The sequence below is a fragment of the Rhodococcus aerolatus genome, from assembly GCF_054783215.1.
Map to the genome: position 1 here is coordinate 55,643 of NZ_BAAGQZ010000005.1, position 25,794 is coordinate 81,436.

A 25,794-nucleotide genomic window follows, 5' to 3' on the forward strand; every position below is an offset into this window, starting at 1 on the left:
GCAGGTCTCGACGCGGGCCGGTCAGGAGATCACGGCGATGAGGTCGCCGGACCGGAGGACGTCGCCGACGGTGACCTCGACGTGGGACACGGTGCCGGCGAGCTCGGCCAGCACGGGGATCTCCATCTTCATCGACTCCAGGACCACCAGGGTGTCGCCCGCGGCCACCGGGTCGCCCGGGCGCACGACGACCTCGCCCACCGTGGCGACCATCTCCGCGACCACCCGCTCCCCCACCGGCCACCCCCTCGACGTCGGGCCCCGATCCAACCACGCCCCGTCCCGGGCGGGCGTGGGAGGATGGCACCAGCACCGTGCCCGGGCCCCGGGTGCGGACACCACCGCGACCGGCCCGCAGCGCCGGCCCCCGAGCAGGAAGGAGCCCGCGATGGCCAAGCGAGGCAACAAGCGGCGCGCCCGCAAGAAGAACAAGGCGAACCACGGCAAGCGCCCCAACGCCTGACCCGAGACACGACCGAGGCCCCCTCCCGCAGCTGCGGGTGGGGGCCTCGGTCGTGGTGAGGGAGCGGGTGGTCCTACTGCTCGCCGTGCTGGGAGACGCGGCTGCGGATGCGGTCGCGCAGGCCCGCGGGGGCGCGGTCGCCACCGCACTTGCGGCTGACCAGCAGCTTGACCTGCTCCTCGATGCCGAACGCGGTCAGGCAGGGGCCGCAGTCGTCGAGGTGGCGCTGCAGCCGGGCCCGGCTGTGCTCGTCGCACTCGTGGTCCAGGAACAGCCACACGTCGGCGATGACGGCGGAGCAGTCGAGCTGCTCCTCCTGCGGCGTGGTGGCGGGGTGGTCGTGGTCGGTGCTCATCGGGTCGCCTCCTCGGTCGCCCGGACGAACCCCCGGTCGGTGGCGACGTCGGCCAGCAGGCCGCGCAGCTGCTTGCGCCCGCGGTGCAGCCGGGACATCACGGTCCCGATGGGGGTGCCCATGATCTCGGCGATCTCCTTGTACGCGAAGCCCTCGACGTCGGCGTAGTACACCGCCATGCGGAAGTCCTCCGGCAGCGCGGCCAGCGCCTCCTTGATGTCGGAGTCCGGCAGCGCGTCGAGTGCCTCGACCTCGGCGGAGCGCAGGCCCCGGGAGGTGTGCTCGGCGGCGTCGGCGAGCTGCCAGTCGGTGATCTCGTCCGTCGGGTACTGCGCCGGCTGGCGCTGCTTCTTGCGGTAGGAGTTGATGTAGGTGTTGGTCAGGATGCGGTACAGCCAGGCCTTGAGGTTGGTGCCCTTGGAGAACGACCCGAAGGCGGAGTACGCCTTGAGGTAGGCCTCCTGCACCAGGTCCTCGGCGTCGGCCGGGTTGCGCGTCATCCGCAGCGCCGCGCCGTAGAGCTGGTCGATCAGCGGCATCGCGTCGGCCTCGAACCGGGCGGTCCGCTCGGCGTCGGACTCCGCCGCCTGCTCGGCCGCCGCCCGCTCGCGCTCCTCAGCCCCGGTCGACGCAGCCCCGGTCGATGCGGCCCCGGCCGGCTCGGCCGTGGCCCCGGTGCGTGACGCCATCGTGCTCCCTCCGCGCACCACGGCGTGGGCACCGCCGGACGCGGCGCCGGCACGGGCGCGGCCCGAGGCTACCGCCGCCACCACCGCGCCGTCGCGCCGTGGGTCGGTCGTCACCGGTGCGAGCACGTCGAGCACGGTCACGTGCCCGGTGCCCCCGACCGTGGGTCGTGGTGCGCACTGCAGTGCCATCTGCGCCTCCTGTCGTGCTGCCCGCCGCGGGGCGGGTGGACCCGGGTGCGGGTCGCTCGTGCCTGGTCCAACACCACCCGGGCGCGCCGGTGTTCCCACCGGCGCTGGCTAGCGTGGCCCCCGTGGCGACGAGGCGGGCGGGCGCGACCCCGGCGACCACCGTGCTCGAGCGGGCGGGCACCGCGCACCGGGTGCACCGCTACGCCCACGACCCGCGGGCGGCCGACTTCGGGGCCGAGGCGGTGCGGGCGCTGGCCGAGGCCCTCGACGTCGCCGCGGCCCGCGTGCTCAAGACGCTGGTGCTCGACCTGGGCACCGGGCTGGGGGTGGCCGTGGTGCCCGTGCCCGCGCGGGCCGACCTCAAGGCCTGCGCCCACGCGCTCGGGGTGCGCCGCGCCGAGCTGGCCCAGCCGCGCGCCGCCGAGCGCGCCACCGGCTACGTCGTGGGCGGGATCTCCCCGCTGGGCCAGCGCCGCAGCCTGCCCACGGTCGTCGACGCGAGCGCGCTCACCCACCCGACCGTGCTGGTCAGCGGGGGCCGGCGCGGCCTGGAGGTGGAGCTCGACCCCGCGGAGCTGGTCCGGCTCACCGCCGCGGTGACGGCGCCGGTGTGCGCCTAGAGCCGGCCCAGCCAGGCGGTGACGGCCGCGGACGTGCCGGGGGGGTCGCGGCGCAGCGCGTGGTCACCGGGGACGACGACGACCTCCCGGCCGGGGGCGGGCGCGGGCACACCGAAGCGGTCCGACGCGCCCTGCACCACCAGCACCGGCACGCCCGCGCCGTCGAGCTCGGGCAGCCGGCTCACCGGGTCCCCGGCGCGCCGCGGGGCCAGCAGCGGGAACGCCAGGCACAGCACGGCGTCGGCGCGGGCGGCCGCGGCCGTCCGGCACGCGACCCGGGCCCCGGAGGACCGCCCGCCCACCACAAGCCGGGGCCCCGCCCTCCGACCGACGGCGGCCACGACCGCCAGCCACGCCGCGTCGAGCTGGGCGGCCGGGGCCGGGGCGCGCCGGCCCGCGACCCGGTAGGGCTGGGTGAGCAGGTCGACGTGCCAGCCGTCGTCGTGCGCCGCCGCCGCCACCGCCTGCAGGTCGGGTGCCGCCACCGTGCCCCCGGCGCCGTGGCCCAGCAGCAGCGTCCCCCGCGCGGCCGCGGCGGGCCGCACCCGCCGCCGGTCGAGGTGGGCCGGGCCGTGGGGCGTGGCGACGGTGCGCTCGCTGCGGGTCACCCGGACACGATGGCAGGTGGGTGCGGGATGATCGGCCGGTGACGACGCACGGGACCGCACCCACCACCGGCTGGGCCGCCCCGCCCGCCCCCGGGCCGGTGCGGGCGACCGTCACCGTCCCGGGCTCCAAGTCGGTGACCAACCGGGCCCTGGTGCTGGCCGCGCTGGCCGACGGCCCGTCGACGCTGCGCGGGGCGCTGCGCAGCCGCGACACCGAGCTGATGGCCGCGGCGCTGCGCTCCCTGGGCGCCGAGGTCGACCTCGCGGGCCCGGTCGTGCCCGGCCCGCTGCGCGGCGGCGTCGACGTCGACTGCGGGCTCGCGGGGACCGTCATGCGCTTCCTGCCGCCGCTGGCCGCGCTGGCGGACGGCGAGGTCCGCCTCGACGGGGACGCCCACGCCCGGACCCGGCCGATGGGGACGGTGCTGGGGGCGCTGCGGTCGCTCGGCGTCGAGGTGGCCGGGGACGCGCTGCCGTTCACCGTCCGCGGCCGGGGGGCCGTGCGCGGTGGCGAGGTGGTGCTCGACGCGTCGGCGTCCTCGCAGTTCGTCTCCGGGCTGCTGCTCTCCGGGGCGCGCTACGACCACGGTCTCGTCGTCCGCCACGACGGGCCGCCGGTGCCGTCGCAGCCGCACCTGGACATGACCGTGGCCATGCTGCGGCAGGCGGGGGTCGCGGTGGACGACGCCGAGCCCGACGTCTGGCGCGTCACCCCCGGCCCCGTGGCCGGCCGGGACTGGGAGGTGGAGCCGGACCTGTCTAACGCCACCCCGTTCCTGGCCGCGGCCGCCGTGACCGGTGGCAGCGTCACCGTGCCCGGCTGGCCCCCGGCCACGACGCAGCCGGGGGACGCGATCCGCGGGGTGCTCGAGCAGATGGGCGCGGAGGTGGTGCTTACCGACGACGCGCTCACCGTCACCGGGCCGGACGCGCTGCACGGCGTCGACCTCGACCTGCGTGACGTCGGCGAGCTCACCCCCACCATCGCCGCGCTGTGTGCCGTCGCCGACGGGCCGTCGACCCTGCGCGGCATCGCCCACCTGCGCGGGCACGAGACCGACCGGCTCGCCGCGCTGGTCACCGAGCTGACCGCGCTGGGCTGCGGGGCCGAGGAGCTGGCCGACGGGATAGCGGTGCGCCCCGCGCCGATGCGCGCCCCCGACCGGCCGTGGCACGCCTACGCCGACCACCGGATGGCGACCGCGGGCGCCGTGCTGGGCCTGGTGGTGCCCGGGCTCGTCGTCGACGACGTCGACACCACGGCCAAGACGCTGCCCGGCTTCGCCGCGATGTGGGCCGCCGTGCTGGGAGCGGGCTCCTGAGCCCGGCCCGGCGCTACGACGAGTCCGACGTCCGGGTCCGGCCGGGGCGCGGCTCACGGCCGCGCACCAAGGACCGGCCCGCGCACGCCGACGCGGTCGAGGCGATGGTCGTCACCGTCGACCGCGGCCGCTGGGGCGTGGTGGTCGACGGCGACCCCGACCGCCCGGTGGTCACCATGCGGGCCCGCGAGCTGGGTCGCACCCCCGTCGTCGTCGGGGACCGCGTCGACGTCGTCGGCGACACCTCCGGGGCCACCGACACCCTGGCGCGCATCGTCCGCGTCCACGACCGCCGCACAGTGCTGCGGCGCACCGCCGACGACACCGACCCCTACGAGCGCATCGTCGTGGCCAACGCCGACCAGCTCGTCGTCGTCGTGGCCCTGGCCGACCCGCCGCCGCGCACCGGGCTGGTCGACCGCTGCCTCGTCGCCGCCCTGGCCGGGGGGCTGCGCCCGCTGCTGTGCCTGACCAAGGCCGACCTGGCGGCGCCCGACGACATGGCCGCCGCCTACGCCGACCTCGCCGTGCCCGTCGTCGTGCTCGACCGGGAGGCCGACCTCGCCCCGCTGGTGGGCCGGCTCGACGGCCAGGTCAGCGCGCTGGTCGGGCACTCCGGGGTGGGCAAGTCGACGCTGGTCAACCGGCTGGTGCCCGACGCGCACCGGGCCACCGGGGTGGTCAGCGGGGTCGGCAAGGGCCGCCACACCTCGACCCAGTCGGTGGCGCTGCCGCTGCACGGGGGCGGCTGGGTGGTCGACACCCCGGGGCTGCGCTCCTTCGGCCTGGCCCACGTCTCCCCCGGCGACGTCATCGCCGCGTTCGAGGACCTGGCCGCCGCCGCGCAGCGGTGCCCCCGGGGCTGCACGCACCTCGGCCCGCCCGCCGACCCGGAGTGCGCGCTGGACGGGCTGACCGGGGCGTCCGGGGACCGGGTGGCCGCGGTGCGGCGGCTGCTCGTCGCCGTGCGCAGCAACGAGGCCCACTAGCCGCGCTGCGCCCCGGGCCCGGTGGCCCCACCCTGTCCGGGTGACCCTGCTGCCCGTGCCCCCCGTCGACGACGTCCCCGCCTGGGTCGAGGCCCACCTGGGCGACCTGCACCGCGACGACGCGGTGACGCCCTCGCAGCGGTTCCGCGGCGGGCAGTCGGCCGCGGACGCCGCGCTGGCCACCCTCGACGTGACCGGGTACGCGGGGCGGCGCAACCAGGTGCTGCCGGAGTCCGCCCGGGGCGCGAGCGCGATGTCGCCGTACCTGCGCCACGGCCTGCTGACGCTGCCCGAGGTGTGGGCGGCGGTGGCCGACGCCCCGGCCCGCGACCGGTCGAAGTACCGCGACGAGCTGCTGTGGCAGGAGTACGCCCGGCACCTCTACGCCCGCGTCGGCACCCGCACCCGCAGCGCCCTGCGCTTCGACCCGCCGCGGCCGGCCACGAGCTGGCCCGAGCCGTGGCCGCGGGAGATGGCGTGCCTGGACTCGGTGCTCGGCGAGCTGGACCGCGACGGCTGGATGGTGAACCAGGCGCGGATGTGGGTGAGCTCGCAGTGGACGGTCCGCGCGGGCCACGACTGGGCGGCGGGCGAGGACGAGCTGTTCGCCCGGCTGCTCGACGGCTCCCGGGCCGCGAACCGGCTGGGCTGGCAGTGGTCGGTCGGGGCGGGGACGGGCAAGGCCTACGGCTTCTCTCGGTTCCAGGTGCGCAAGCGCGCCCCAGAGCTGTGCCGGTCCTGTCCGCTGGCGCACGACTGCCCCATCGAGGACTGGCCCGCCGAGCAGGACACCGCACGGGTCGCCCACGAGCAGCTGCTGCGCCGCGACCCCGACCCGCAGCGCACGGCCGGGCCCCGCGAGCCGGTGCGCACGGCCGAGCCCGACGCGGTGTGGCTGACGGCCGAGTCGCTGGGCTCGTCGGACCCGGCGCTGGCCGCGCACCCGGACCTGCCCGTGGTGTTCGTGTTCGACGAGCCGCTGCTGGCCCGGCTGCGGCTGGCCAGCAAGCGGCTGGTGTTCCTGGCCGAGACCCTGGCCGAGATCGGGGCCGAGCGGGAGCTCGCCGTGCACCGGGGACGGCCCGCGCAGGTGCTCGAGGGCGGGGCGGTGGCCGTGACCCACGCCCCGGTGCCGGGGTTCGCGCGGATCGCCCGTGCGGTGGGGCCGGCCGTGGTGCACCCGTGGCCGTGGCTGCGCCGTCCCGGCGGCGGGCCGGTGCAGAGCTTCACCGCCTGGCGCAACGGCCTGCGCTGACCCCGTTCCCTCCCGCATCTAGCGGGCTTCCTGCGCGCCCCGGCGCCTGCCCGGCCCCAGGAAGCCCGCTACATGCAGGGACCGGCCCCGCACACTGCCCGCAGTGAGCCCGGCTGCGGCGGGCAGGAGGACACACTGCCCGCAGTGTGCGGAGGGCGGTGGAGGCGGGCGCGGGTCAGGGGCGGACGGGGCGCAGCCGGACCGGGCCCTTGGCGTGGGAGGGGTCGACGACGTGCCCGGCCTGGGTCATCTCCAGCTCGCCCTCGGCCACGAGCAGCCGGGCCGCGCGGCGCACCGGCTCCATGAGCTCGCGCCAGCCGTCGCCCTCCCCACCGCGGGCGCGGTGGACGGCCCGCGCGACCTCCGACGGGCAGGCGGTGGACCCGGCGGGGACGCGGGCCATGCGCTCGCGCACCGCGGCCACCAGCTCGGCCGTCTCCCCCGACCCGGCCCGCGAGCGGCAGGCCTGCGAGCAGTAGCGCACCTGCTCCCAGTCCCGCACCCACTTCTTGCGCCAGGTGATGGTGCGGCCGCACACCGCGCACGTCTTCTCGGGCAGGGCCCCGCCACCACGTCCGCTCACCCCACCATGCTCCCAGCGCGTGGCGGCTACAGCAGGTCGAGCAGGAAGGGCAGCTCCTGGCTGGCGTACCAGGCCAGCTCGTGGTCCTCGGCCTCCCCGAGCACGAACTCGGCGTCGAGGTCGCCGAGGTCGGCGTCGTCGACCACCCGCACCGCCGCCCGCACCGCGTCCTCGGCGTCGGCGAGGTCGACGTGCACGGCCGCGACCTGGGCCATCGCGATCGTCCCGGGGACCTTGACCACCGCGTCGTCGAGGTCGGGGCGCAGGGTGACGCCGTCGACGTCCGCGCTGAGCACGGCCCGGCGCAGCAGCACCTCGTCGCCGTGCTCGGCCTCGAGCTCGACCGCGAGCAGCCGCAGCGAGGCCCGCGCCGCCTCGCCCAGCGCCACGTGGGACAGCTCGTCGTCACCGCCGGCGGCGTAGGACTCCCGCAGCGCCGGGGTCAGCGCGAACGCCGTGCCCCCCACCGGCCGCAGCTCGCCGGTCTCGACCAGCGACGTCAGCATCCGCAGCGTCACCGGCACGTGCACCCGCGTGGTCGCGCCCATCGCCCCGCTCCCGTCGTCCCGCCCCGCGCTCACCGGGGCACCGTGTCCACCAGCTCGGCCAGGGACTCCTCGATCATGGTCGCCAGGGCGTCCACGTCCCCCATCGCGTCCCGGTCGGCGTTGAGGCCGAAGTAGACGCCGCCGTCGTAGGAGGTCAGGCCGATGGCGAGGGCGTGGCGGCGGCCCAGCGGCACCACCGGGTACATCTCGAGCAGCTTGGCCCCGGCCGCGTAGAGCGGCAGCTGGGGGCCGGGCACGTTGGTCACCAGCACGTTGAACGAGCGCCGCGAGAGGGTGCCGGCCAGCCGGGCGCCGACGGCGTGCAGCGTGGGCGGGGCGAAGCCGGACATCCGGGCCAGGGTCTGGGCCCCGACCGACGAGCTCGACGCCCCGTGGGCGCGGGTGGCGTGGGAGACCTGCGAGAGCCGCACCACCGGGTTTGCCTCGCCCGCCGGGAGGTCGAGCAGGAACGACTCGACCTGGCTGCCGGGCGAGCCGACCACCGCGCCGGAGTCGGGCCGGCCCGCGTCGGAGGTCACCGACATGGGGACGAGGGCCCGCACGACGGTCGAGGCCGTGACCGACTCCCCCCGGGACAGCAGCCAGGTGCGCATCGCCCCGCTGACCACGGCCAGCACGACGTCGTTGACGGTCCCGCCGTGCCGCGCGCGGACCGCCCGGTAGTCCTCGAGCCGGGTGCGGGCGACGGCGAAGCGGCGCTGCCGGGAGACGGGGACGTTGAGCGGGGTGCTCGGCGCGGGGGCGGCGGCCGTGCGCACGACCGAGACGAGGTCGCCGGCGAGATCGACCGCCCGGCCCGCCGCGGCCCCGACGTCCCGGGTGGCCCAGCGCAGCGCGCCCGCGACCCCGGCCGGCTGCTGCACCAGGTCGGTCACCGCGCCCGCGACCATCCCCAGCGGGCCCGGCTGGGCGCGGGGCATCCACAGCTCGCTGCGCACGGCCCGCGGCTTGGGCGTGACGTCGAGGATGACCTGGCCGATCTCCAGGGCGCCGTCGCCGTCGACCATGGCCTGGTGGGTCTTGGTGATGATGGCGATGCGGCCCCGCTCCAGGCCCTCGACGAGGTACATCTCCCACAGCGGCCGGGTGCGGTCGAGCTGGCGGGAGACGAGCCGGGCCACGAGGTCGTGCAGCTGGGCGTCGGAACCCGGCCGGGGCAGCGCGGAGCGGCGCACGTGGTAGGAGATGTCGAAGTCCGCGTCGTCCACCCACACCGGGCGCGCCAGCCCGCCGGGCACGCCGCGGAGCTTCTGCCGGTAGCGGGGCACCAGCGCGATGCGGGTCTCGATGAGCCGCAGCAGCGTCTCGTAGTCGAGCCCGTGGCGCGGCCGCCGGAACACCGACAGCGCCCCGACGTGCATCGGGGTGGTGCCGTCCTCCAGCAGCAGGAACGAGGCGTCCAGCGGGCTGAGCCGGTCGTTCACGCCCGCACCCCGGCCGGCCCCACGAGGTCCACGCCCAGCACCGCGGTCAGCTCGGCGGCGGTGGTGGCCGCGTCGCGGTGGCGCACCCCGGTCATGCCGACCTCCTGCGCGGCCCGCACGTTCAGCGGCGAGTCGTCGACGAAGACGCAGCGGGCCGGCTCGACCCCGAGCCGCTCGGCGGTGAGCCGGTAGATCGCGGGGTCGGGCTTGCGCAGGCCGACCTCCCCGGAGATGACGACGACGTCGAACAGCGCATCCCACCCGGTGCGGTCGTAGTCGAAGCCCCACGAGTTGCTCAGCAGCGCCGTGCGCACCCCGAGCTCGCGGGCCCGGGCGAGGACCGCGGCCATGCCGGAATCGCCGCGGAAGCCGGCGAACATGCGACTCAGCAGACCCTCGGGCTCGGGCGCCGACCCGTCCGGCCCGGCCAGGGCGGCGGCGAAGGCCCGCTCGAACTCCGCCGGCGCCAGGGTGCCCGTCTCCAGGTCGTGCGCGGGGTTCGGCGGCGCGTCGTGGGACATCCACGCGCGCATCACGTCCCGGAACCGCTCGACCGGGATGCCCTCGCGGGCGAGCCAGGGCCCGGTGGTGTCGGACAGCGGGGTGGTCAGCACCCCGCCGTAGTCGAGCAGCAGGCAGTCGACCCCGGACGGCCCGGCCCCCGGTCCGCTCTGCTGCGCTGCCACGCCTCCCACCCTAGGGAACCGGTGCGGGGTTGTCGGCGTCGGAGGTCACGATCCACCGGCCCGGACGTCGCCCCGCACCCGCGGGGCAGGCCCCCTCCTCCGGCCACGGGCGCGCACCCCCGCGCGCCCGGCGCCCGCACCTGCCGAGGAGGAACCCGTGACCGCCCAGCCCCTGTCCCCGTCGCCCGAGCCCCAGCCCCAGCCCGAGCCCCAGCCCCCGGCCCCGTCGACCCAGCTCCCGTCGCCCGGGCCCCGGCTGTGCGTGGTGCGGCCGGTGCCGCGCTACGAGCCCGAGCCCGACGGGCCGACCACCGCTCGGCTGGCGCGGCACCTGGTCGCGGTGCCCGGTCCCCCGGGCGCGGGGGCTGCGACGGACCGCACCACGACCGCGACCCCGCCGGCCGGCCCGCTGCACGGTGACCGGGCCGACCCGGCCACGCGCGACGCGGCCGCGGCCCTGCTGCGCACTGTGCTCGAGGTGCTCGACCGGCGCCGCCCGGCCGCCCACCTCGCGGGGGTGCTGGCCCCCGCGCTGCACCAGCGGGTGGCGGCCTCGATGGTCGCCGCCCACCGCGGCCGGCCGCCGGCGCAGCTGCGCAGCGTCCGCGCCCAGCGCAGCGGACCCGGCGCGGCCGAGGTCAGCGCCCGGCTGCAGCGGGGGCCGCGGTCGCACGCCCTGGCCGCCCGCGTGGAGCTCGTCGGCGGCCGGTGGGTGGCCACCGCGCTGCGCATCGCCTGACGGGGCCACCGGAGCGGGGTGCCCGCCCGGGCGACCCCGCCCCGGTCAGCGCTTGCGCTTGGGCGGCTTCGGCCCCTTGCCCTGCGTGCGGGCGGCGGCCCGGCGGTCGCGGCGGCTCGCGCCGTTCGACCCGGCCCCGTCCGCCCCGGCCCCGGCGCGGGCCGCACCGTTCTGGGCGGCACCGTTCTGGGCGGCCACCGTGCGCCCACCGGTGCGCGCCGCGTCCCCGCTGACCTGCGTGCCGCCCTCGGCGTCGGGCCCGGAGAACGTCATCCCCGCCGGTGCCGACGCGGTGTCGAGGCCCTTCGCGCGCAGGGCCGCGGGCACCGGGGCCGAGGGGGCGGCGACCGGCGCCTGCTGGGTGGGCAGCGGGGCGGGCGCCGCGGCGGCCGGCGTGGTCCCCGACGCCGTCCCGCCACCCCCGGCAGCCGCCGCGGCCGCAGCAGCGCGCGCGGCCCCCGCGGCCGCCGCCTCGGGCGAGACCGGCGTCGCGATCGGCGCCGCCGCCTCGACGGTGACGTTGAACAGGAAGCCGACGGACTCCTCCTTGAGGCCGTCGAGCATGCCGCGGAACATGTCGTAGCCCTCGCGCTGGTACTCCACGAGCGGGTCGCGCTGGGCCATCGCGCGCAGCCCGATGCCCTCCTTGAGGTAGTCCATCTCGTAGAGGTGCTCGCGCCACTTGCGGTCGAGCACGCTGAGCAGCACGCGGCGCTCGAGGTCGCGCATGCCGCCCTCCCCGGCGATGCCGTCGATCTCGGCCTCGCGTCGGGTGTAGGCGGCTCGGACGTCGGCCAGCACGGCCTCGAGCAGCTCGTCGGAGCCGAGGTCGCCCACGTCGCCGACCTCGGTGGGCCCGACGAGGTCGTGCCAGTCGAGGCTGACGGGGTAGAGCGTGCGCAGCGCGGTCCACAGCGTCTCGAGGTCCCAGTCCTCGGCGTAGCCCTCCGCCGTCGCGCCCGTCACGTAGGCGGTGACCACGTCGGTGATCATGGCCTGCACCTGGTCGGCGATGTCCTCGCCCTCCAGCACCGCGCGGCGCTCGCCGTAGATGACGGTGCGCTGCTGGTTCATCACCTCGTCGTACTTGAGGACGTTCTTGCGGATCTCGAAGTTCTGCTGCTCGACCTGGGTCTGTGCGCTCTTGATGGCCTTGGAGACCATCCCGGCCTCGATGGGCACGTCGTCCGGGAGGTTGAGCCGCGTCATGATCGACTCGACCATGGAGCCGTTGAACCGGCGCATCAGCTCGTCGCCGAGGGACAGGTAGAACCGGGACTCGCCGGGGTCGCCCTGCCGGCCGGAGCGCCCGCGCAGCTGGTTGTCGATGCGGCGCGACTCGTGGCGCTCGGTGCCCAGCACGTAGAGCCCGCCGGCCTCGCGGACCTCCTCGGCCTCCTCGGCCACCTGCTTCTTCAGGTCGGTCAGGACGCCGTCCCAGGCCTCCTCGTAGTCCTCGGCCGTCTCCACCGGGTCCAGCCCGCGCCCGCGCAGCTCGAGGTCGGCCAGGATGTCGGGGTTGCCGCCCAGCACGATGTCGGTGCCGCGGCCGGCCATGTTCGTGGCCACGGTGACCGCGCCCCTGCGGCCCGCCTCGGCGATGACCGTGGCCTCGCGCTCGTGCTGCTTGGCGTTGAGCACGTTGTGCGGCACGCCCTTCGCCGTGAGCTGCTTCGAGAGGTACTCCGAGCGCTCCACGCTGGTCGTGCCGATGAGGACGGGCTGGCCCTGCTCGTGGCGCTCGGTGACGTCGGCGACCACGGCGTCGAACTTGGCCTCCTCCGTCTTGTAGATGAGGTCGCCCTGGTCGGCGCGCACCATGGGCCGGTTCGTCGGGATCTGCACGACGCCCAGGGAGTAGGTCTGGTCGAGCTCGGCCGCCTCGGTCTCGGCCGTGCCGGTCATCCCGGAGAGCTTGTCGTAGAGGCGGAAGTAGTTCTGCAGGGTGATGGTGGCCAGGGTCTGGTTCTCGGCCTTGATCTCCACCCCCTCCTTGGCCTCGATCGCCTGGTGCATGCCCTCGTTGTAGCGGCGCCCGGCCAGCACGCGGCCGGTGAACTCGTCGACGATGAACACCTCGCCGCCGCGGACGATGTAGTCCTTGTCGCGCAGGTAGAGCTCCTTGGCCTTGATGGCGTTGTTCAGGTAGCTCACCAGCGGCGAGTTGGCCGCCTCGTACAGGTTGTCGATGCCCAGCTGGTCCTCGACGAGCTCCACGCCGAGCTCGTGCACGCCGATGGTGCGCTTCTTGACGTCGACCTCGTAGTGGGTGTCCAGCGTCATGAGCGGCACGAGCCGGGCGAACTCCGCGTACCAGCGCGACGAGGCGTCCGCGGGGCCGGAGATGATCAGCGGGGTGCGCGCCTCGTCGATGAGGATGGAGTCGACCTCGTCGACGATGGCGAAGTGGTGGCCGCGCTGCACGCACTCCGGGATCGAGCTGGCCATGTTGTCGCGCAGGTAGTCGAAGCCGAACTCGTTGTTCGTGCCGTAGGTGATGTCGGCCGCGTAGGCCACCCGGCGCTCGTCCGGGGTCATGCCGGACAGGATCACGCCGACCTCGAGGCCCAGGAAGCGGTGCACCCGGCCCATCCACTCCGAGTCGCGCCGGGCGAGGTAGTCGTTGACCGTGACGACGTGCACGCCCTTGCCGGCGAGCGCGTTGAGGTAGGCGGGCAGCACGCAGGTCAGGGTCTTGCCCTCACCGGTCTTCATCTCCGCCACGTTGCCCAGGTGCAGCGCCGCCCCGCCCATCACCTGGACGTCGAAGTGGCGCTGGCCGAGCACCCGCATCGAGGCCTCGCGGGCCACGGCGAACGCCTCGGGCAGCAGGGAGTCGAGGTCCTCGCCGTCGGCGTGGCGCGCGCGCAGCTCGTCGGTCTTGGCCCGCAGCTCGGCGTCGGTCAGCTCCTCGACGTCGGCCGAGAGCGTCTCGACGTGGTCGGCGATGGCGCGGAGCCGCTTGACCATGCGGGCCTCTCCGGCCCGGAGCAGCTTGGAGAACGACAGCACGACTTCCCTCAGTCCCTCGACGACGACAGGGTCCGGCGCGCCCGGGAGCGGGCACGCCGGACCCCATCGTAGGTGCGGCGGCGGCGGGACCGGCCCGAACCGGCCCCGCCGCTGCTCAGGACAGCCGGATGACGCCGTAGTCGAACGCGTGGCGGCGGTAGACCACGCTGGGGCGGTCCGACGCGGCGTCGTGGAACAGGAAGAAGTCGTGCCCGACGAGCTCCATCTCGTAGAGCGCGTCGTCGACCGTCATCGGCACCGCCGGGTGTTCCTTCTCCCGGACCACGCGGCCCGGGCCGTCCTCGACGGGGTCGGGCTCCACCGCGGGACCGGCCTCGGGCACCTCGGGCAGGGCGGCCAGCGCGGCCGTGGCCTCGGCCACCGAGACGGGCGTGTGGCGCCCGTGGTGGACGGTGCGGCGGTCCTTGCTGCGGCGCAGCCGCGACTCCAGCTTGTCCGCCGCGGACTCCAGGGCGGCGTAGAACGAGTCGGCGCACGCCTCGGCCCGCACGACGGGGCCGCGGCCGACGGCCGTGATCTCCACCCGCTGGCAGCTCTTGGCCTGGCGGCGGTTGCGCTCGTGCTGCAGCTCGACCGACATGCGCTGCAGCGACGGGTCGTAGCGCTCGAGGCGGGCCAGCCGCTCCTCCACCCGGCCGCGGAAGTGCTCCGGGACCTCGACGTTGCGGCCCGTCACCCGCAGGTCCACCCCACTCCCGGTGTCGACGGGTGGGTCCCCCACGAACCCGTCGGCGGGCGCGGCGCTCGGCGGGGTCCGGGTCGCGGTGCGACCGGGGCCGAGCGGGTCCGTGGTGGACACGTCGCCGGGCGTGGTGCTGGACGTCGGTGCGGTGGTGCTGGTCGTCACTCGAACCTCCCACGGGGTGACCGGCCGGGGCCGGCCTGCGTGCGCGCCGGGCGGGTGCCCGGCGCCTCTGGTGATGGGCGAGCTCCCTCCTCGACGGGCGTGCCGTGCCGTGCACGGGCGCTGTCGGTGCGTGGTCCGGCTGACGCTAGTCGTCGCCGGGTCCGGGCAGAAGGGTCGACACCGGACCGTCACCGGACCGGACGAACCGGGCGTCACCGCACCGGGCCACCATTCGTCACCGCACCGTGCACACCACCAGCACCCCCGCGCTCGCCACGCCCGCGGCGGTGAGCGCCCGGCGCACCGCGGCGGCCGTGGCCCCGGTGGTGAGCACGTCGTCGACCACGAGCACGCACGCCCCCGGCGGCGGCCGCACCCCGCCGCGCACCCGCACCCGGCCGGCCAGGTTGGCCACCCGCTCCCCCACGCCCAGGCCCACCGAGTCCCGGGTGCCGCGGCGCAGCGCCACCCCCGGCCACACCACGGGGGCCAGCCCGGGCCGGGCCAGGCAGCGCGCGGCCGCGACGGTCATCGCCGCCACCGCGTCCCCGCCCCGCCGCCGCGCCGCCCCGGGCCGGCTGGGCGCGGGCACCAGCCACAGCGGGGCCAGCTCGGCCGGGTCCAGCTCGCCCCACTCGCGCAGGTGGGTCACCCCCGCGGCCAGCGCCTCCCCCACCGGCCGGGCCAGGTCGCGGCGGCCCCGCTCCTTGGCGGCCACCACTGCGGCTCGCGCCGGCCCGCCGTAGGGCGCCAGCGCCCAGGCCGGTCCCGCGGCACCCGCGCGGGGCCGCAGCGCCAGCGGCTCCCCCCCGAGCGTGGCGGCGCACCCCGGGCACCACCGGACGCCCGGCGCACCGCAGCCGCCGCACAGCAGCGGGAGCACCAGGTCGAGCAGGCTGCGCACCCGTCCCAGGCTGCCCGGTCGGTGCGCCCGGCGGCAGGCCCGCGAGCCGACCTGTGGATGCCGGACGGCGTCAGCCGGGGAGCAGGGTCACCGCGGCGTCAGCCGGGGAGCACCGGCACCGCGTCCGGGCCCGCCAGGCCCACGACCTGGCGCCACACGCGCGTGCCGGTGTCGTCCCCCGGGTCCAGCCGCTGCACCCCGCGGGTGTCGGCCACCAGCTGAGTGGTGGGCGAGGCCGCGACCACCCGCACGGGCGGGGACAGGTTGCGGCTGGGCAGGGCGGCGACCTGGGCGCCCTCGATGCCGGTGGTCAGCACCGGGGAGTCGTCGTCGCTGTGCGCCACGACGAGGCTGTCCGGCCCGCTCCAGTCGACCGCCGTCGCGACCGTGGCCGCCGGGGTCACCGGCTGCGGGTTCGACAGCGTCACCGCCCCGCTGTCCGCCCGGGTCACCACGGCCAGCTCCACGCGGCCGCCGACCACCACCGCGGCCCGGGTGCCGTCGCGGGAGAGCCGCAGCGAGGTGATGGGTCCGCCGACGGCGGTGACCGCGGCCGCGTCCACGGGGGCGGTGGTGACCTGCCCGGTGCCGGTCTCCCGCGTCGCCCGCAGCACCGACTTGCCGTCGACGACGACCCACGCCGAGCCGTCCTCGCTCGACCACGTCGGCCGCGTCATGCTCGCCCCCTCGGCGACGGGCACGGCGGGGCCGCCCAGCGCGCCGACCAGCAGCTGCACCCCGGACCCGGCGCGCAGCCCGGCCGCGCGGGTGACGGCGGCGACCTGCTGGCCGTCGCGGGACAGTGCCGCGTCCAGCAGGGAGGTCGAGGTGCCCAGCGGTCCCGCCACCGGGGTCGTGCCGGTGTCGGTCACCGTCACCAGCGCCCCGGAGCGCACGGCGTGCAGGCCCACGTCGGCGGCCGGGGACGCGGCCGGGTCGGTCGCGGCGACCGCGGCCGTCGTCCAGCCGTCGGGGTGACTGTCGTCCAGCGGCGCCCCGTCGGCCTGCAGCACGTAGGGCCCGGGCACCCGGGCCGCGTCCAGGGTCCAGATGATCTGGGCGGCGAGCAGCTGGCGCTGCGCGGCCGAGCGGCCCTCCAGCCCGGCGAGGTCGACACGCACCCCGCCGGCACCGCCCACCGTGGCCGAGCCGGAGCCGTTGGCCGCGGTGACGTTGCTGCGCAGCCGCACCCCCGGCGACAGCTCGGTGGTCACCGCCGGCGCGAGCTGCGGCGACGGGCCCGCCAGCAGCAGGTCCACCAGGCGCGAGGGCAGCGACTCGGGGTCGCTGACGAGCCAGCGCGGGTCCGGCACCACGGTGGTGGCGCCCGGGTCGACGAAGTACACCGGCTGGCGCTGGTAGGACCGCAGGAACTCGGCCCGGTCGAGCAGCACCCCGTCGGGCAGCTGGTCGATGCGCCACTGGCCGCCCACCTTGACCAGGGCGAGGCGCTGCTCCAGCGTGCCCGCGTCGACGGCGAACACCCCGGCGGGGCTGAGGCGTCCGACCCGGTCGGCCCGGACGAGGATCGAGGCGGTGTCGGTGCCGCGCTGGTCGTAGAGGATGTCCACGTTGGCCAGCACGGACGTGCTCACCGCGTCGTCCCAGCGCGCCGACGCCGCGTCGGTGAGGTAACGCCGGCCCGCCGCGTGCCGGTCGGCCGGGCTCGAGCTGGTGCCCAGGAAGTCGCGGACGAGCAGGTCGGGCTCGCGGCCCGGGACCGGGTCCTGCGCGGTGCGGGTCGCGGCCTCGTCCCCCACCGTCCCCACCACCTGCGGCGAGGACTCCAGCGGCACCGTGGCGCAGCCGGCCAGCAGGGCCACCCCGAGCAGCGCCACCAGCAGCCGCAGCCGCGTCACGCCCGCACCTGCGCCCGGGTGGGCGTCGTCGCCGGCAGCTCGCCCGGTGCGGCGGCGGGGCCCGGCTCCAGCGGCAGCGGGCTGCGGGTCAGGGTGGTGCCGCGGCGCAGCGGCAGGGTGAGCCGGAAGCACGCCCCGCGGCCCGGCTCGCCCCACGCCTCGAGCCTGCCGTCGTGCAGCAGCGCGTCCTCGAGGCTGATGGCCAGGCCGAGCCCGGTGCCGCCGGAGCGGCGCACGCGGGAGGGGTCGGCGCGCCAGAACCGGTGGAACACCAGCTCGGCCTCCCCCGGACGCAGCCCCACCCCCGCGTCGCGCACGGTCACCGCGGCGCCCGTCCGGTCGCTGCGCAGCGTCAGGGTCACGGGCCTGCCCTCGCCGTGGTCGAGCGCGTTGGCCAGCAGGTTGCGCAGCACCCGCTCCACCCGGCGGGCGTCGACCTCGGCCAGCACGGGCCGGGCGGGCAGGTCGAGCACCAGCTCGCTGCCCGACTCGGCCACCAGGTGGTGCACGGTGGAGACGGCCGCCTCCACGCTGCTGCGCAGGTCGATCGGCTCCACGGCCAGCTCGGCCACGCCGGCGTCGTGCCGGGAGATCTCCAGCAGGTCGCCCAGCAGGGACTCGAAGCGGTCCAGCTCGGTGACCAGCAGCTCGGCGGAGCGGCGCAGCGCGGGGTTCATGTCGTCGCTGCCCGCGTGCAGCACGTCCGCGGCCATGCGCACCGTGGTCAGCGGGGTGCGCAGCTCGTGGCTGACGTCGGAGGTGAACCGGCGCTGCAGCGAGCCGAACTCCTCGAGCTGGGCGATCTGGTCGGCCAGGCTCTCCGCCATCTCGTTGAACGCCTCGCCCAGGCGGGCCACGTCGTCCTCGCCGCGGACCACCATCCGCTCGTCGAGGTGCCCGGAGGCGAACCGCTCAGCGACCTCGACGGCCGTCCGCACGGGCAGCACCACCTGGCGCACCACCAGCAGCGCGATGCCGGCCAGCAGCAGCAGGAGCACGAGCCCGCCGAGCAGCAGGATGGTCCGGACCAGGCCGACGCTGGACTCCTCGCTGGTCAGCGGGAAGACCAGGTACAGCTCGAGGCCCGGCACGTCGGCGTTGACGGGGGTGCCCACCACCAGCCCGGCGACGACCCGGCCCGGGCTGCCGACGTCGGCGTAGACGTAGGTGACCTGCCCGGCCTGGACGAAGCTGCGCAGGTTCTGCGGCACCGCGTCCACCGGGCCGCTGCTGGTGGTGCCGCGCGGGCCCGACCCGGGGGCCAGCAGCACCGAGTCGAACGCGCCCGCACCGCTGGAGGCCGGGTCGGTGGTGGCCGAGCCGGAGGTGGTCAGCGCCGTGCGGGCCACGGTGAGCCGGCTGAGCAGCGAGTTGGACTCGTCCGCCCCGGCGAGCTCGCGGGAGACGGTGACCCGGGCCCGCTCGGCCTCCTCGGTGGCGGCGGCGACCTTGGAGTCGAGGATGCGGGCGGTGATCTGGTCGAGCAGCACCAGGCCCAGGACGAGGACGACGACCGAGGACAGCGCGAGCGTGGACACGACCACCCGCAGCTGCAGCGACCGGCGCCAGGCGTGGGCGAAGCGGCCGCCCAGCCGGGCCCCGCGGCGGCGCCCCGGACGGGTCGTGCGCGCCGCCCAGAGCCCGACCCGCCGCAGCGGCCCGGGCACCCTCACGGCGGTCCGGCCTTGTACCCGACCCCGCGCACGGTGAGGACGACCTCCGGGTGCTCCGGGTCGGTCTCGATCTTGGCCCGCAGCCGCTGCACGTGGACGTTGACCAGCCGGGTGTCCGCGGCGTGTCGGTAGCCCCACACCTGCTCCAGCAGCACCGCGCGGGTGAACACCTGGCGCGGCTTCTGCGCGAGCGCCACGAGGAGGTCGAACTCCAGGGGGGTCAGCGACACGGGGCGCCCGGCCCGGGTGACCTGGTGGGCGGGCACGTCGATGGTGACGTCGCCGATGGCCAGGGTCTCCGCAGGCACGTCGTCGGTGCGCCGCAGCCGCGCGCGCACCCGCGCGACGAGCTCCTTGGGCTTGAACGGCTTCATCACGTAGTCGTCGGCCCCGGACTCCAGGCCGAGCACGACGTCGACGGTGTCGGTCTTGGCCGTGAGCATCACGATGGGCACACCGGACTCCGCGCGGACCGCCCGGCACACGTCGATGCCGTTCATGCCGGGGAGCATGAGGTCGAGCAGCACCAGGTCGGGGTCGTGGGCGTGCACGGCGTCCAGCGCCAGGCTGCCGTCGGCGACGACGAACGGCTCGAAGCCCTCGCCGCGCAGCACGATCGTGAGCATCTCCGCCAGGGCCGCGTCGTCGTCGACGACCAGGATGCGCTGCTTCATCCCTGCATCGTCCCACCCCGGTGCCCGGCGGGGCCCGGCAGCGCGCCGAGCCGGTCGAGCACCGCCGCGGCGGCCGCGCCCGGCGTGCCCGCACCGTCGGCCACCAGCCAGGGCCCGGACCACGACCGCGCCGCGAGCCCGTCGTAGACCGCGGCGGTCCGCTGCTGCAGGCCGTCGTCGCGCTCGTAGGCGTCGCGGTCGCGCCCGGGGTCGGCGTCCGCCCGCTGCCGGGCGCGGCCCCCTGCCACCCCCGGGTCGACGCGCAGCAGCACGTGCAGGTCGGGCACCGGGAGCCCCAGGCGACCCAGCTCGAGCTGCAGCACCCACTCCGCGAACGGGCCGTCGGCCCCCTCGTGGCGCCGCGCAGCGCCGAAGGCCGCGTTGGACGCCGCGTAGCGGTCCAGCAGCACCAGGTCGTGGGCCTCGCGCAGGCCGCGCAGCTCCTCGGCCGCCCCGGCGCGGTCGAGCGCGAACAGCACGGCCATGGCCCGGACGCTGCCGGCCAGGTCCCCGTGCTCGCCGCGCAGCGCCTCGGCGACGAGGTCGGCCTCGACGCTCGCGCCGTACCGGGGGAACGCCAGGCCGGCCACCGTGGCCCCCCGCTCCCGGGCGGCCGCGGTCAGGGCCGCGGTGAGCGTGGCCTTGCCCGCCCCGTCGAGCCCCTCCACCGCCACCAGGTACCCCACCCGCGCCAGCGTGCCAGACGCGCCGACGCCCCCGACCACGTGCAGGTCGGGGGCGCCGGGCGGCGGTGCGGTGGGGCTCAGCAGCGGCTCAGTAGCGGTAGTGGTCGGGCTTGTAGGGGCCCTCCACGTCGACGCCGAGGTACTCGGCCTGGTCCTTGGTCAGCTTGGTGATGGTGCCGCCGAGCGCCTCGACGTGGATGCGGGCGACCTTCTCGTCGAGGTGCTTGGGCAGCCGGTAGACCTCGTTGGCGTACTCGCCGTTCTTGGTCCACACCTCGATCTGGGCGATGACCTGGTTGGAGAACGAGTTGCTCATGACGAAGCTGGGGTGCCCGGTGGCGTTGCCCAGGTTCAGCAGCCGGCCCTCGCTGAGCACGATGATGGAGTGGCCGTCGGGGAAGACGAACTCGTCGACCTGGGGCTTGATGTTGACGTGGCGGACGTCGGGGCTGCGCTGCAGCCCGGCCATGTCGATCTCGTTGTCGAAGTGGCCGATGTTGCCCAGGATCGCCTGGTGCTTCATCTGGCGCATGTGGTCGAACGTGATGATGTCCTTGTTGCCGGTCGAGGTGATGATGATGTCGGCGCCGCCGACGGCCTGCTCCACGGTCTGCACCGGGAAGCCGTCCATCAGGGCCTGCAGCGCGTTGATGGGGTCGGCCTCGGTGACGGTGACCCGGGCGCCCTGCCCGCGCAGCGCCTCAGCGCAGCCCTTGCCCACGTCGCCGTAGCCGCACACCAGCGCGGCCTTGCCGCCGATGAGGACGTCGGTGCCGCGGTTGATGCCGTCGATGAGCGAGTGCCGCGTGCCGTACTTGTTGTCGAACTTGCTCTTGGTGACCGAGTCGTTGACGTTGATCGCCGGGAAGGGCAGCTCGCCCGCGGCCGCGAACTGGTAGAGCCGCAGCACGCCGGTGGTGGTCTCCTCGGTGACGCCCTGGACCGACTCCGCGATGCGGGTCCACTTGTCCTCGGACGCGGCCAGCGAGCGGCGCAGCAGCGCCTTGAAGACCTTGACCTCGTCGGAGTCGGCGTCGTCGTCGGGGGGCACCACGCCGGCCTGCTCGAACTGCTTGCCGCGCAGCACCAGCATGGTGGCGTCGCCACCGTCGTCGAGGATCATGTTGGCGGGCTCGTCGGGCCAGGTCATGACCTGCTCCGCGGCCCACCAGTACTCGGCCAGGGTCTCGTTCTTCCACGCGAACACGGGCACGCCCTTGGGCTCCTCGGGCGTGCCGTCGCGGCCGACGACGACGGCGGCGGCCGCGTGGTCCTGGGTGGAGAAGATGTTGCAGCTGGCCCAGCGGACCTCGGCGCCGAGGTCGACCAGGGTCTCGATGAGCACGGCGGTCTGCACCGTCATGTGCAGCGAGCCGGAGACGCGCGCCCCGGCGAGGGGCTTGACCTCGGAGTACTCGCGGCGCAGCGCGATCAGGCCGGGCATCTCGTGCTCGGCGAGCCGGATCTCGCGGCGGCCGAACTCGGCCAGGGAGAGGTCCGCGACCTTGAAGTCGAGGCCGCCTCGGGTCTCCACCGTCAGGTCGGGTGCGTCGGTGCTCGTCGTCACGGTCAGTCGTCTCCTCGTGGGGGTCGATCGGTGCGGGGGCCTGCGCGGGGTCGCGCGGGCGACGCCTGCGGCGCCGGGCCCGGGTCGGACCAACCCTAGCGAGGAGCCCCGGTCCCGGCGCGCCCACCGGGCAGGTGCGCGCACGTCAGCGGCCGGGGCGCAGCAGGGGGCACAGTGGGGGCATGGAGCTGCGACGGGTGGGCACGCGTCAGGTCGGTGCGGTGGGGCTGGGGGCGATGCCGCTGGCCGTCACCGGCCGCCCGGACCTCGAGCAGGCGGTGGCCACGGTGCACGCCGCGCTGCTGGCGGGGGTGACGCTCGTCGACACCGCCGACGCCTACAGCGAGTCGGCGGCGGACTTCGGTCGCGGCGAGGACGTCGTGGCCGCCGCGCTGCGGGCCTGGGGCGGCAGCACCGACGACGTCGTGGTGGCGACCAAGGGCGGGCACACCCGCGGCGAGGACGGCGGTTGGGGCCTCGACGGCAGCCCGGCGTACCTGCGCCGCGCGTGCGAGGCCTCGCTGCGCCGGCTCGGCACCGAGCAGGTCGACCTCTACCAGCACCACCGCCCCGACCCGCAGGTGCCGCTGGCCGAGAGCGTCGGCGGCCTGGCGGACCTGCTCGACGCGGGCCTCGTCGCCCAGGTCGGGGTGTCCAACTACTCGGCGCAGGAGATCCGGGACGCGCACGCGCAGCTCGGGGGCCGGCTCGCGGCGGTGCAGAACCAGTTCTCCCCGGCGTTCCGCAGCTCGCGGGCGGAGATCGACGTGTGCGCCGAGCTCGGGGTGGCGTTCCTGCCCTGGTCCCCGCTGGGCGGGATGTCGGCCGCGGCGGGCCTGGGCGACGCCCACGCCGCGTTCGCCGAGGTCGCCGCCGAGCACGGGGTGAGCCCGCAGCAGGTCACGCTGGCCTGGGAGCTGGCCCAGTCCGAGGTGGTCGTGCCCATCCCCGGGGCCTCGCGCCCCGCCAGCACCACCGCCTCGGCCGCGGCGGCCGAGCTCGTGCTCACCGCCGAGCAGCTGGCCCGGCTCGACGCGGCCTGACCCGGACGCCCCCTGACCCGCTCGACGCCGCCTGAACCGCCCGGCGCGGCTCAGGCCCGGGTGCGCTCCCGGTCGAGGTCCGGCTCGAGGTAGATGAGCCGGGCCGCGGGCACCGCGTCGCGCACCCGCGCCTCCGCGGCGTCGATGGCCGCCGCGACCTCGGCCACGGTGTCCCCCGCGCCGAGGGCGATCTTGGCCGCGACCAGCAGCTCGTCGGGCCCCAGGTACTGGGTGCGCAGGTGGATGACGCGGTCGATGTCGTCCTGGGCCAGCGCGGCCTCGATCGCCGCCTCCTCGGTGGCGGTCGCGCCCTCCCCGATGAGCAGGCTCTTCATCTCCACGATGAGCACGACCGCGATGACGCCGAGCAGCACGCCGATGCCGACCGTGCCCACGCCGTCCCACACCGGGTCCCCGGTGAGCAGGGTGAGCCCGACCCCGGCGAGCGCCAGCACCAGCCCGATGAGCGCGCCGAAGTCCTCGAGCAGCACCACGGGCAGCTCGGGGCTGCGCGAGGTGCGGATGAACGACCACCACGAGCCCTCGCCCTTGAGCGGCCGGGACTCGTGCACCGCGGTGCGGAAGCTGTAGCCCTCGAGCGCGACGGCCACGAGCAGGATGGCCACGGCCACCGCCGGCGAAGTCAGCTCCTCGGGCTCCGCGATCTTGTGGATGCCCTCGTAGACGGCGAACACCGAGCCCAGGGTGAACAGCACCAGGGCCACGACGAACGAGTAGAAGTAGCGGTTGCGGCCGAACCCGAACGGGTGCAGCCGCGTCGCCTGCTTGCGGGACTGCTGCTTGCCCAGCAGGAGCAGGCCCTGGTTGGACGTGTCGGCGAGCGAGTGCACGGACTCGGCCAGCATCGAGGACGACCCGGTGACGAGGAAGCCGACGAACTTGGCCACCGCGATCCCGGCGTTGGCGCCGAGCGCGGCGACGATGGCCTTGCTGCTCCCACCCGAGGACATGGGCGTGACCCTAGCGCCCGGTCGCGCCCGCACCGTCCGGTTCGTCCCCCGGTCGGCCCGGCCCGGTCGGCCCCGCCCGGTCAGCCCGGCGGGGTGACGACGCGGAACAGCGCGAGCCCCGGCTCCCCGGCGCGCACCTCGACCCCCGCGTCGCCCGCCGGCACCCACGCCGCCCGGCCGCGGGCCAGGGCCACCGCCGGGGACCCACCCGCCGCCACCGCCTCGCCGGACCCGCCGACGGCCAGGAGCACCTGCGGCCCGGAGTGGTCCAGCCGGGCGGTCGCGCCGGGGGCCAGGTCGAGCCGGGAGAGCTCGAACTCGGTGGCGCCGGTGCGGTAGACGAGCTCGTCACCGTCGCGCTCGGGCGCCACCACGGGCACGTCGGCCGCGTCGAAGTCGAGCACGCGCAGCAGCTCGGGCACGTCGACGTGCTTGGGCGTGAGCCCGCCGCGGAGCACGTTGTCGGAGTTCGCCATCACCTCCACGCCCACCCCGGAGAGGTAGGCGTGCAGGTTGCCCGCGGGCAGGTACAGCGCCTCGCCCGGGGCGAGGGTGACCCGGTTGAGCAGCAGCGAGGCGAGCACGCCCGCGTCGCCCGGGTAGGCCTCGCCCAGCTCGAGGGCGGTGCGGGCCTCCGCGGCGAAGTCGCCGTGGCCGCGGACGTGGGCGACGCACGCGTCGAGCACGGCGGGGACCAGCGCGTCGAGGCTGGGCTGGGGCAGCGTGATCCAGGTGGTGAACAGCGCCCGCAGCCCGGCCGCGTCGGGCTGGTCGGCCAGCAGCGCACGGTGCGGGGCCAGGGCGGTGCAGTCCAGCGCGTCGAGCAGGGCGACCGTCCGCGGCACCGCCCGGAACCCGGCCAGGGCGTGGAACTCGGTCAGCGCGCAGACCAGCTCCGGCTTGTGGTTGTCGTCCTTGTAGTTGCGCTCCGCGGCCCCCAGGGGGATCCCCCGCGCCTGCTCCCGGGCGAACCCCTCCGCCGCCTGCGCGGCCGACGGGTGGGCCTGCAGCGAGAGCGGCTCGTCGGCGGCGAGCACCTTGGCCAGGAACGGCAGCCGGTCGCCGAACACGGCCCGGACGACGCCGCCGAGGTGGTGCTCCGGGTCGGCGGCGACCACGTCGAGCAGGGACTCCCCGCCGCCGAGGTGCGCCGGGTCTGCGGGGTGCGCCCCCAGCCACAGCTCGGCCTCCGGCCACGGGGTGGGCGCGGGCCTGCCCTGCAGCTCGGCGATGGCGTGCCGCGAGCCCCAGGCGTAGGAGCGGACGGCCCCGCGCAGCTCATCCACGGCCGACCCCCGCGACGAGCCCCAGCAGCACGGCCGCGGTCTCCAGCCGGGGCACCAGCAGCAGCAGCCCGGCCAGCGGGTCCCCCGCCAGCGGTGCGGTGCTCACGTCGCTGCCGACGAGCTCCGCGTCGGGGAGCGCGGACGCCCGGGCCGCGGTGCGCTCCGCGTCCGGCCCCGCGAGCAGCACGACCACCCGGGTGGGCGCGGCCGGGCCGGGCCCGTCGAGCAGCGGGTCGTGGAAGAACGGGTCGACCTCGGCGGCGGGGGCGGCGGCCCGGGCGGCGTGCCCGCCCGCCACGGCGACGCCCAGCTCGACCCCGGCGGCGGGCCGCCCCGTCCGCAGCAGCAGCTGGTCGGCGGCGTGGGCGGCCACCGCCAGCCCGGCGGGGCCCTCCCCGGCCACGACCACGGCGTGGTCGAGCAGCCGGGCGGCCAGCGCCTTGGCGGGGTTGGTGAACACCTCGGCGGCGGGGTGGTGGCGCTCGGCGTCGCGGTCGAGCTCGTCGGCGAGGACGTCGAGCGGCAGCACCGGCTCGCCGGACACCCCGAGCGCGGCCAGCACGGCCAGCGCGGTGGCGGTGAAGCGGGCGTGCTCGAGGCCCGGGGGCACCGGCACGCGCGGCGGGACGAGGGTGGCCCGGCCCGCGGCGGCCGCGCCCGCCGGCCCGTCGGCGGGGTCGGCGGGGGTGGTGCGGGCGGTAGGCTGCGAGCCGATGTCCACCTCCCCGCCGCACGTCGTGACCCCCCGACCCGACCCGCT

The 25,794-nt window shown here is 76.4% G+C and carries 25 protein-coding genes and 1 pseudogene; 7 read left to right on the forward strand and 19 right to left on the reverse strand.

Features of this window, described 5'->3' with window-relative positions:
* Nucleotides 1-21: 21 nt before the first annotated feature.
* The gene (locus ACYVOF_RS03620) at nt 22-237 is read right to left on the reverse strand and encodes a biotin/lipoyl-binding carrier protein (RefSeq protein WP_460864155.1); all 216 of its coding nucleotides are present in this window, start codon (nt 235-237) and stop codon (nt 22-24) included.
* 151 nt (nt 238-388) lie between these two features.
* On the opposite strand from ACYVOF_RS03620, the gene ACYVOF_RS03625 reads away from it, so the two are divergent.
* Nucleotides 389-463: a 50S ribosomal protein bL37 gene (locus tag ACYVOF_RS03625; protein ID WP_460864290.1), complete on the forward strand. Its 75-nt coding sequence runs from the start codon at nt 389-391 to the stop codon at nt 461-463.
* A gap of 73 nt (nt 464-536) precedes the next feature.
* Here ACYVOF_RS03625 and rsrA read toward each other — a convergent pair whose 3' ends face one another.
* Both rsrA and ACYVOF_RS03635 read right to left on the reverse strand, forming a co-directional pair.
* Nucleotides 537-818: a mycothiol system anti-sigma-R factor gene (rsrA, locus tag ACYVOF_RS03630; protein WP_460864156.1), complete on the reverse strand. Its 282-nt coding sequence runs from the start codon at nt 816-818 to the stop codon at nt 537-539.
* Complete coding sequence (locus ACYVOF_RS03635) at nt 815-1,507, reverse strand: sigma-70 family RNA polymerase sigma factor (RefSeq protein WP_460864291.1); 693 nt, start codon at nt 1,505-1,507, stop codon at nt 815-817. Before ACYVOF_RS03635 ends, rsrA begins: the two co-directional genes overlap by 4 nt.
* Nucleotides 1,508-1,818: 311 nt before the next feature.
* On the opposite strand from ACYVOF_RS03635, the gene ACYVOF_RS03640 reads away from it, so the two are divergent.
* A complete protein-coding gene (locus ACYVOF_RS03640; protein ID WP_460864157.1) occupies nt 1,819-2,316 on the forward strand; it encodes an aminoacyl-tRNA deacylase in 498 nt (165 codons plus the stop codon).
* On the opposite strand, the gene ACYVOF_RS03645 is transcribed toward ACYVOF_RS03640, so the two are convergent.
* Entirely contained in the window at nt 2,313-2,924 is a 612-nt protein-coding gene (locus tag ACYVOF_RS03645) for an alpha/beta family hydrolase (RefSeq protein ID WP_460864158.1), read from the reverse strand. The genes ACYVOF_RS03640 and ACYVOF_RS03645 overlap by 4 nt on opposite strands.
* Before the next feature lie 38 nt (nt 2,925-2,962).
* Between ACYVOF_RS03645 and aroA the strand changes: the two genes are divergently transcribed.
* From aroA to ACYVOF_RS03660, 3 genes are read left to right on the forward strand one after another with little or no spacing between them, the layout of a single operon-like run.
* The gene (gene aroA / locus ACYVOF_RS03650) at nt 2,963-4,246 is read left to right on the forward strand and encodes a 3-phosphoshikimate 1-carboxyvinyltransferase (protein WP_460864159.1); all 1,284 of its coding nucleotides are present in this window, start codon (nt 2,963-2,965) and stop codon (nt 4,244-4,246) included.
* Entirely contained in the window at nt 4,216-5,235 is a 1,020-nt protein-coding gene (gene rsgA, locus ACYVOF_RS03655) for a ribosome small subunit-dependent GTPase A (RefSeq protein ID WP_460864160.1), read from the forward strand. The genes aroA and rsgA overlap by 31 nt, the downstream gene beginning before the upstream one ends.
* A gap of 40 nt (nt 5,236-5,275) precedes the next feature.
* The gene (locus ACYVOF_RS03660; protein WP_460864161.1) at nt 5,276-6,490 is read left to right on the forward strand and encodes an FAD-binding domain-containing protein; all 1,215 of its coding nucleotides are present in this window, start codon (nt 5,276-5,278) and stop codon (nt 6,488-6,490) included.
* Nucleotides 6,491-6,665: 175 nt separating this feature from the next.
* Here the strand turns inward: ACYVOF_RS03660 and ACYVOF_RS03665 are convergent, their stop codons facing one another.
* Genes ACYVOF_RS03665 through ACYVOF_RS03680 form a run of 4 tightly spaced genes read right to left on the reverse strand, consistent with a single transcriptional unit; the run spans nt 6,666 to nt 9,752 of the window.
* The gene (locus tag ACYVOF_RS03665; RefSeq protein WP_460864162.1) at nt 6,666-7,073 is read right to left on the reverse strand and encodes a DUF3253 domain-containing protein; all 408 of its coding nucleotides are present in this window, start codon (nt 7,071-7,073) and stop codon (nt 6,666-6,668) included.
* 26 nt (nt 7,074-7,099) lie between these two features.
* Entirely contained in the window at nt 7,100-7,621 is a 522-nt protein-coding gene (locus tag ACYVOF_RS03670) for a DUF6912 family protein (protein ID WP_460864292.1), read from the reverse strand.
* 29 nt (nt 7,622-7,650) lie between these two features.
* Complete coding sequence (locus tag ACYVOF_RS03675; RefSeq protein WP_460864163.1) at nt 7,651-9,066, reverse strand: WS/DGAT/MGAT family O-acyltransferase; 1,416 nt, start codon at nt 9,064-9,066, stop codon at nt 7,651-7,653.
* Nucleotides 9,063-9,752: an HAD family hydrolase gene (locus ACYVOF_RS03680; RefSeq protein ID WP_460864164.1), complete on the reverse strand. Its 690-nt coding sequence runs from the start codon at nt 9,750-9,752 to the stop codon at nt 9,063-9,065. Before ACYVOF_RS03680 ends, ACYVOF_RS03675 begins: the two co-directional genes overlap by 4 nt.
* A 157-nt stretch (nt 9,753-9,909) precedes the next feature.
* Between ACYVOF_RS03680 and ACYVOF_RS03685 the strand changes: the two genes are divergently transcribed.
* On the forward strand, nt 9,910-10,491 hold the full coding sequence (locus tag ACYVOF_RS03685) for an Rv3235 family protein (RefSeq protein ID WP_460864165.1): 582 nt from the start codon (nt 9,910-9,912) through the stop codon (nt 10,489-10,491).
* Nucleotides 10,492-10,536: 45 nt separating this feature from the next.
* Here the strand turns inward: ACYVOF_RS03685 and secA are convergent, their stop codons facing one another.
* The 8 genes from secA to ahcY all read right to left on the reverse strand — a co-directional run bounded on the left by secA (nt 10,537) and on the right by ahcY (nt 21,734).
* On the reverse strand, nt 10,537-13,461 hold the full coding sequence (gene secA, locus ACYVOF_RS03690) for a preprotein translocase subunit SecA (protein ID WP_460864293.1): 2,925 nt from the start codon (nt 13,459-13,461) through the stop codon (nt 10,537-10,539).
* Between the two features lie 157 nt (nt 13,462-13,618).
* On the reverse strand, nt 13,619-14,245 hold the full coding sequence (gene hpf, locus ACYVOF_RS03695; RefSeq protein ID WP_460864294.1) for a ribosome hibernation-promoting factor, HPF/YfiA family: 627 nt from the start codon (nt 14,243-14,245) through the stop codon (nt 13,619-13,621).
* 361 nt (nt 14,246-14,606) lie between these two features.
* Nucleotides 14,607-15,275, reverse strand: a complete 669-nt coding sequence (locus tag ACYVOF_RS03700; RefSeq protein WP_460864166.1) for a ComF family protein — start codon at nt 15,273-15,275, stop codon at nt 14,607-14,609.
* 98 nt (nt 15,276-15,373) lie between these two features.
* The gene (gene lpqB, locus ACYVOF_RS03705; RefSeq protein WP_460864167.1) at nt 15,374-17,134 is read right to left on the reverse strand and encodes an MtrAB system accessory lipoprotein LpqB; all 1,761 of its coding nucleotides are present in this window, start codon (nt 17,132-17,134) and stop codon (nt 15,374-15,376) included.
* Nucleotides 17,131-18,789 carry an MtrAB system histidine kinase MtrB gene (gene mtrB, locus ACYVOF_RS03710; RefSeq protein WP_460864295.1) on the reverse strand — a complete coding sequence of 553 codons (1,659 nt, stop codon included), beginning with the start codon at nt 18,787-18,789 and terminating at the stop codon, nt 17,131-17,133. Before mtrB ends, lpqB begins: the two co-directional genes overlap by 4 nt.
* Nucleotides 18,790-18,803: 14 nt before the next feature.
* Nucleotides 18,804-19,481 carry an MtrAB system response regulator MtrA gene (gene mtrA / locus ACYVOF_RS03715; RefSeq protein ID WP_460864168.1) on the reverse strand — a complete coding sequence of 226 codons (678 nt, stop codon included), beginning with the start codon at nt 19,479-19,481 and terminating at the stop codon, nt 18,804-18,806.
* Nucleotides 19,478-20,167 (reverse strand): dTMP kinase, encoded by a 690-nt coding sequence (locus ACYVOF_RS03720; RefSeq protein ID WP_460864169.1) that lies wholly within the window; start codon nt 20,165-20,167, stop codon nt 19,478-19,480. Before ACYVOF_RS03720 ends, mtrA begins: the two co-directional genes overlap by 4 nt.
* Before the next feature lie 88 nt (nt 20,168-20,255).
* Nucleotides 20,256-21,734 carry an adenosylhomocysteinase gene (ahcY, locus tag ACYVOF_RS03725; protein WP_460864170.1) on the reverse strand — a complete coding sequence of 493 codons (1,479 nt, stop codon included), beginning with the start codon at nt 21,732-21,734 and terminating at the stop codon, nt 20,256-20,258.
* 182 nt (nt 21,735-21,916) lie between these two features.
* Here ahcY and ACYVOF_RS03730 point away from each other — a divergent pair, with 182 nt between their 5' ends.
* Nucleotides 21,917-22,777 carry an aldo/keto reductase gene (locus tag ACYVOF_RS03730; protein WP_460864171.1) on the forward strand — a complete coding sequence of 287 codons (861 nt, stop codon included), beginning with the start codon at nt 21,917-21,919 and terminating at the stop codon, nt 22,775-22,777.
* Between the two features lie 50 nt (nt 22,778-22,827).
* Here the strand turns inward: ACYVOF_RS03730 and ACYVOF_RS03735 are convergent, their stop codons facing one another.
* The 3 genes and pseudogenes from ACYVOF_RS03735 to ACYVOF_RS03745 form a co-directional block, all read right to left on the reverse strand.
* Complete coding sequence (locus tag ACYVOF_RS03735) at nt 22,828-23,748, reverse strand: cation diffusion facilitator family transporter (protein ID WP_460864172.1); 921 nt, start codon at nt 23,746-23,748, stop codon at nt 22,828-22,830.
* Nucleotides 23,749-23,828: 80 nt separating this feature from the next.
* Nucleotides 23,829-25,034 (reverse strand): mannose-6-phosphate isomerase, class I, encoded by a 1,206-nt coding sequence (manA, locus tag ACYVOF_RS03740; RefSeq protein ID WP_460864173.1) that lies wholly within the window; start codon nt 25,032-25,034, stop codon nt 23,829-23,831.
* A pseudogene (locus ACYVOF_RS03745) lies at nt 25,027-25,794 on the reverse strand (tobH protein); the annotation flags it as partial. The pseudogene ACYVOF_RS03745 and the gene manA, both read right to left, overlap by 8 nt.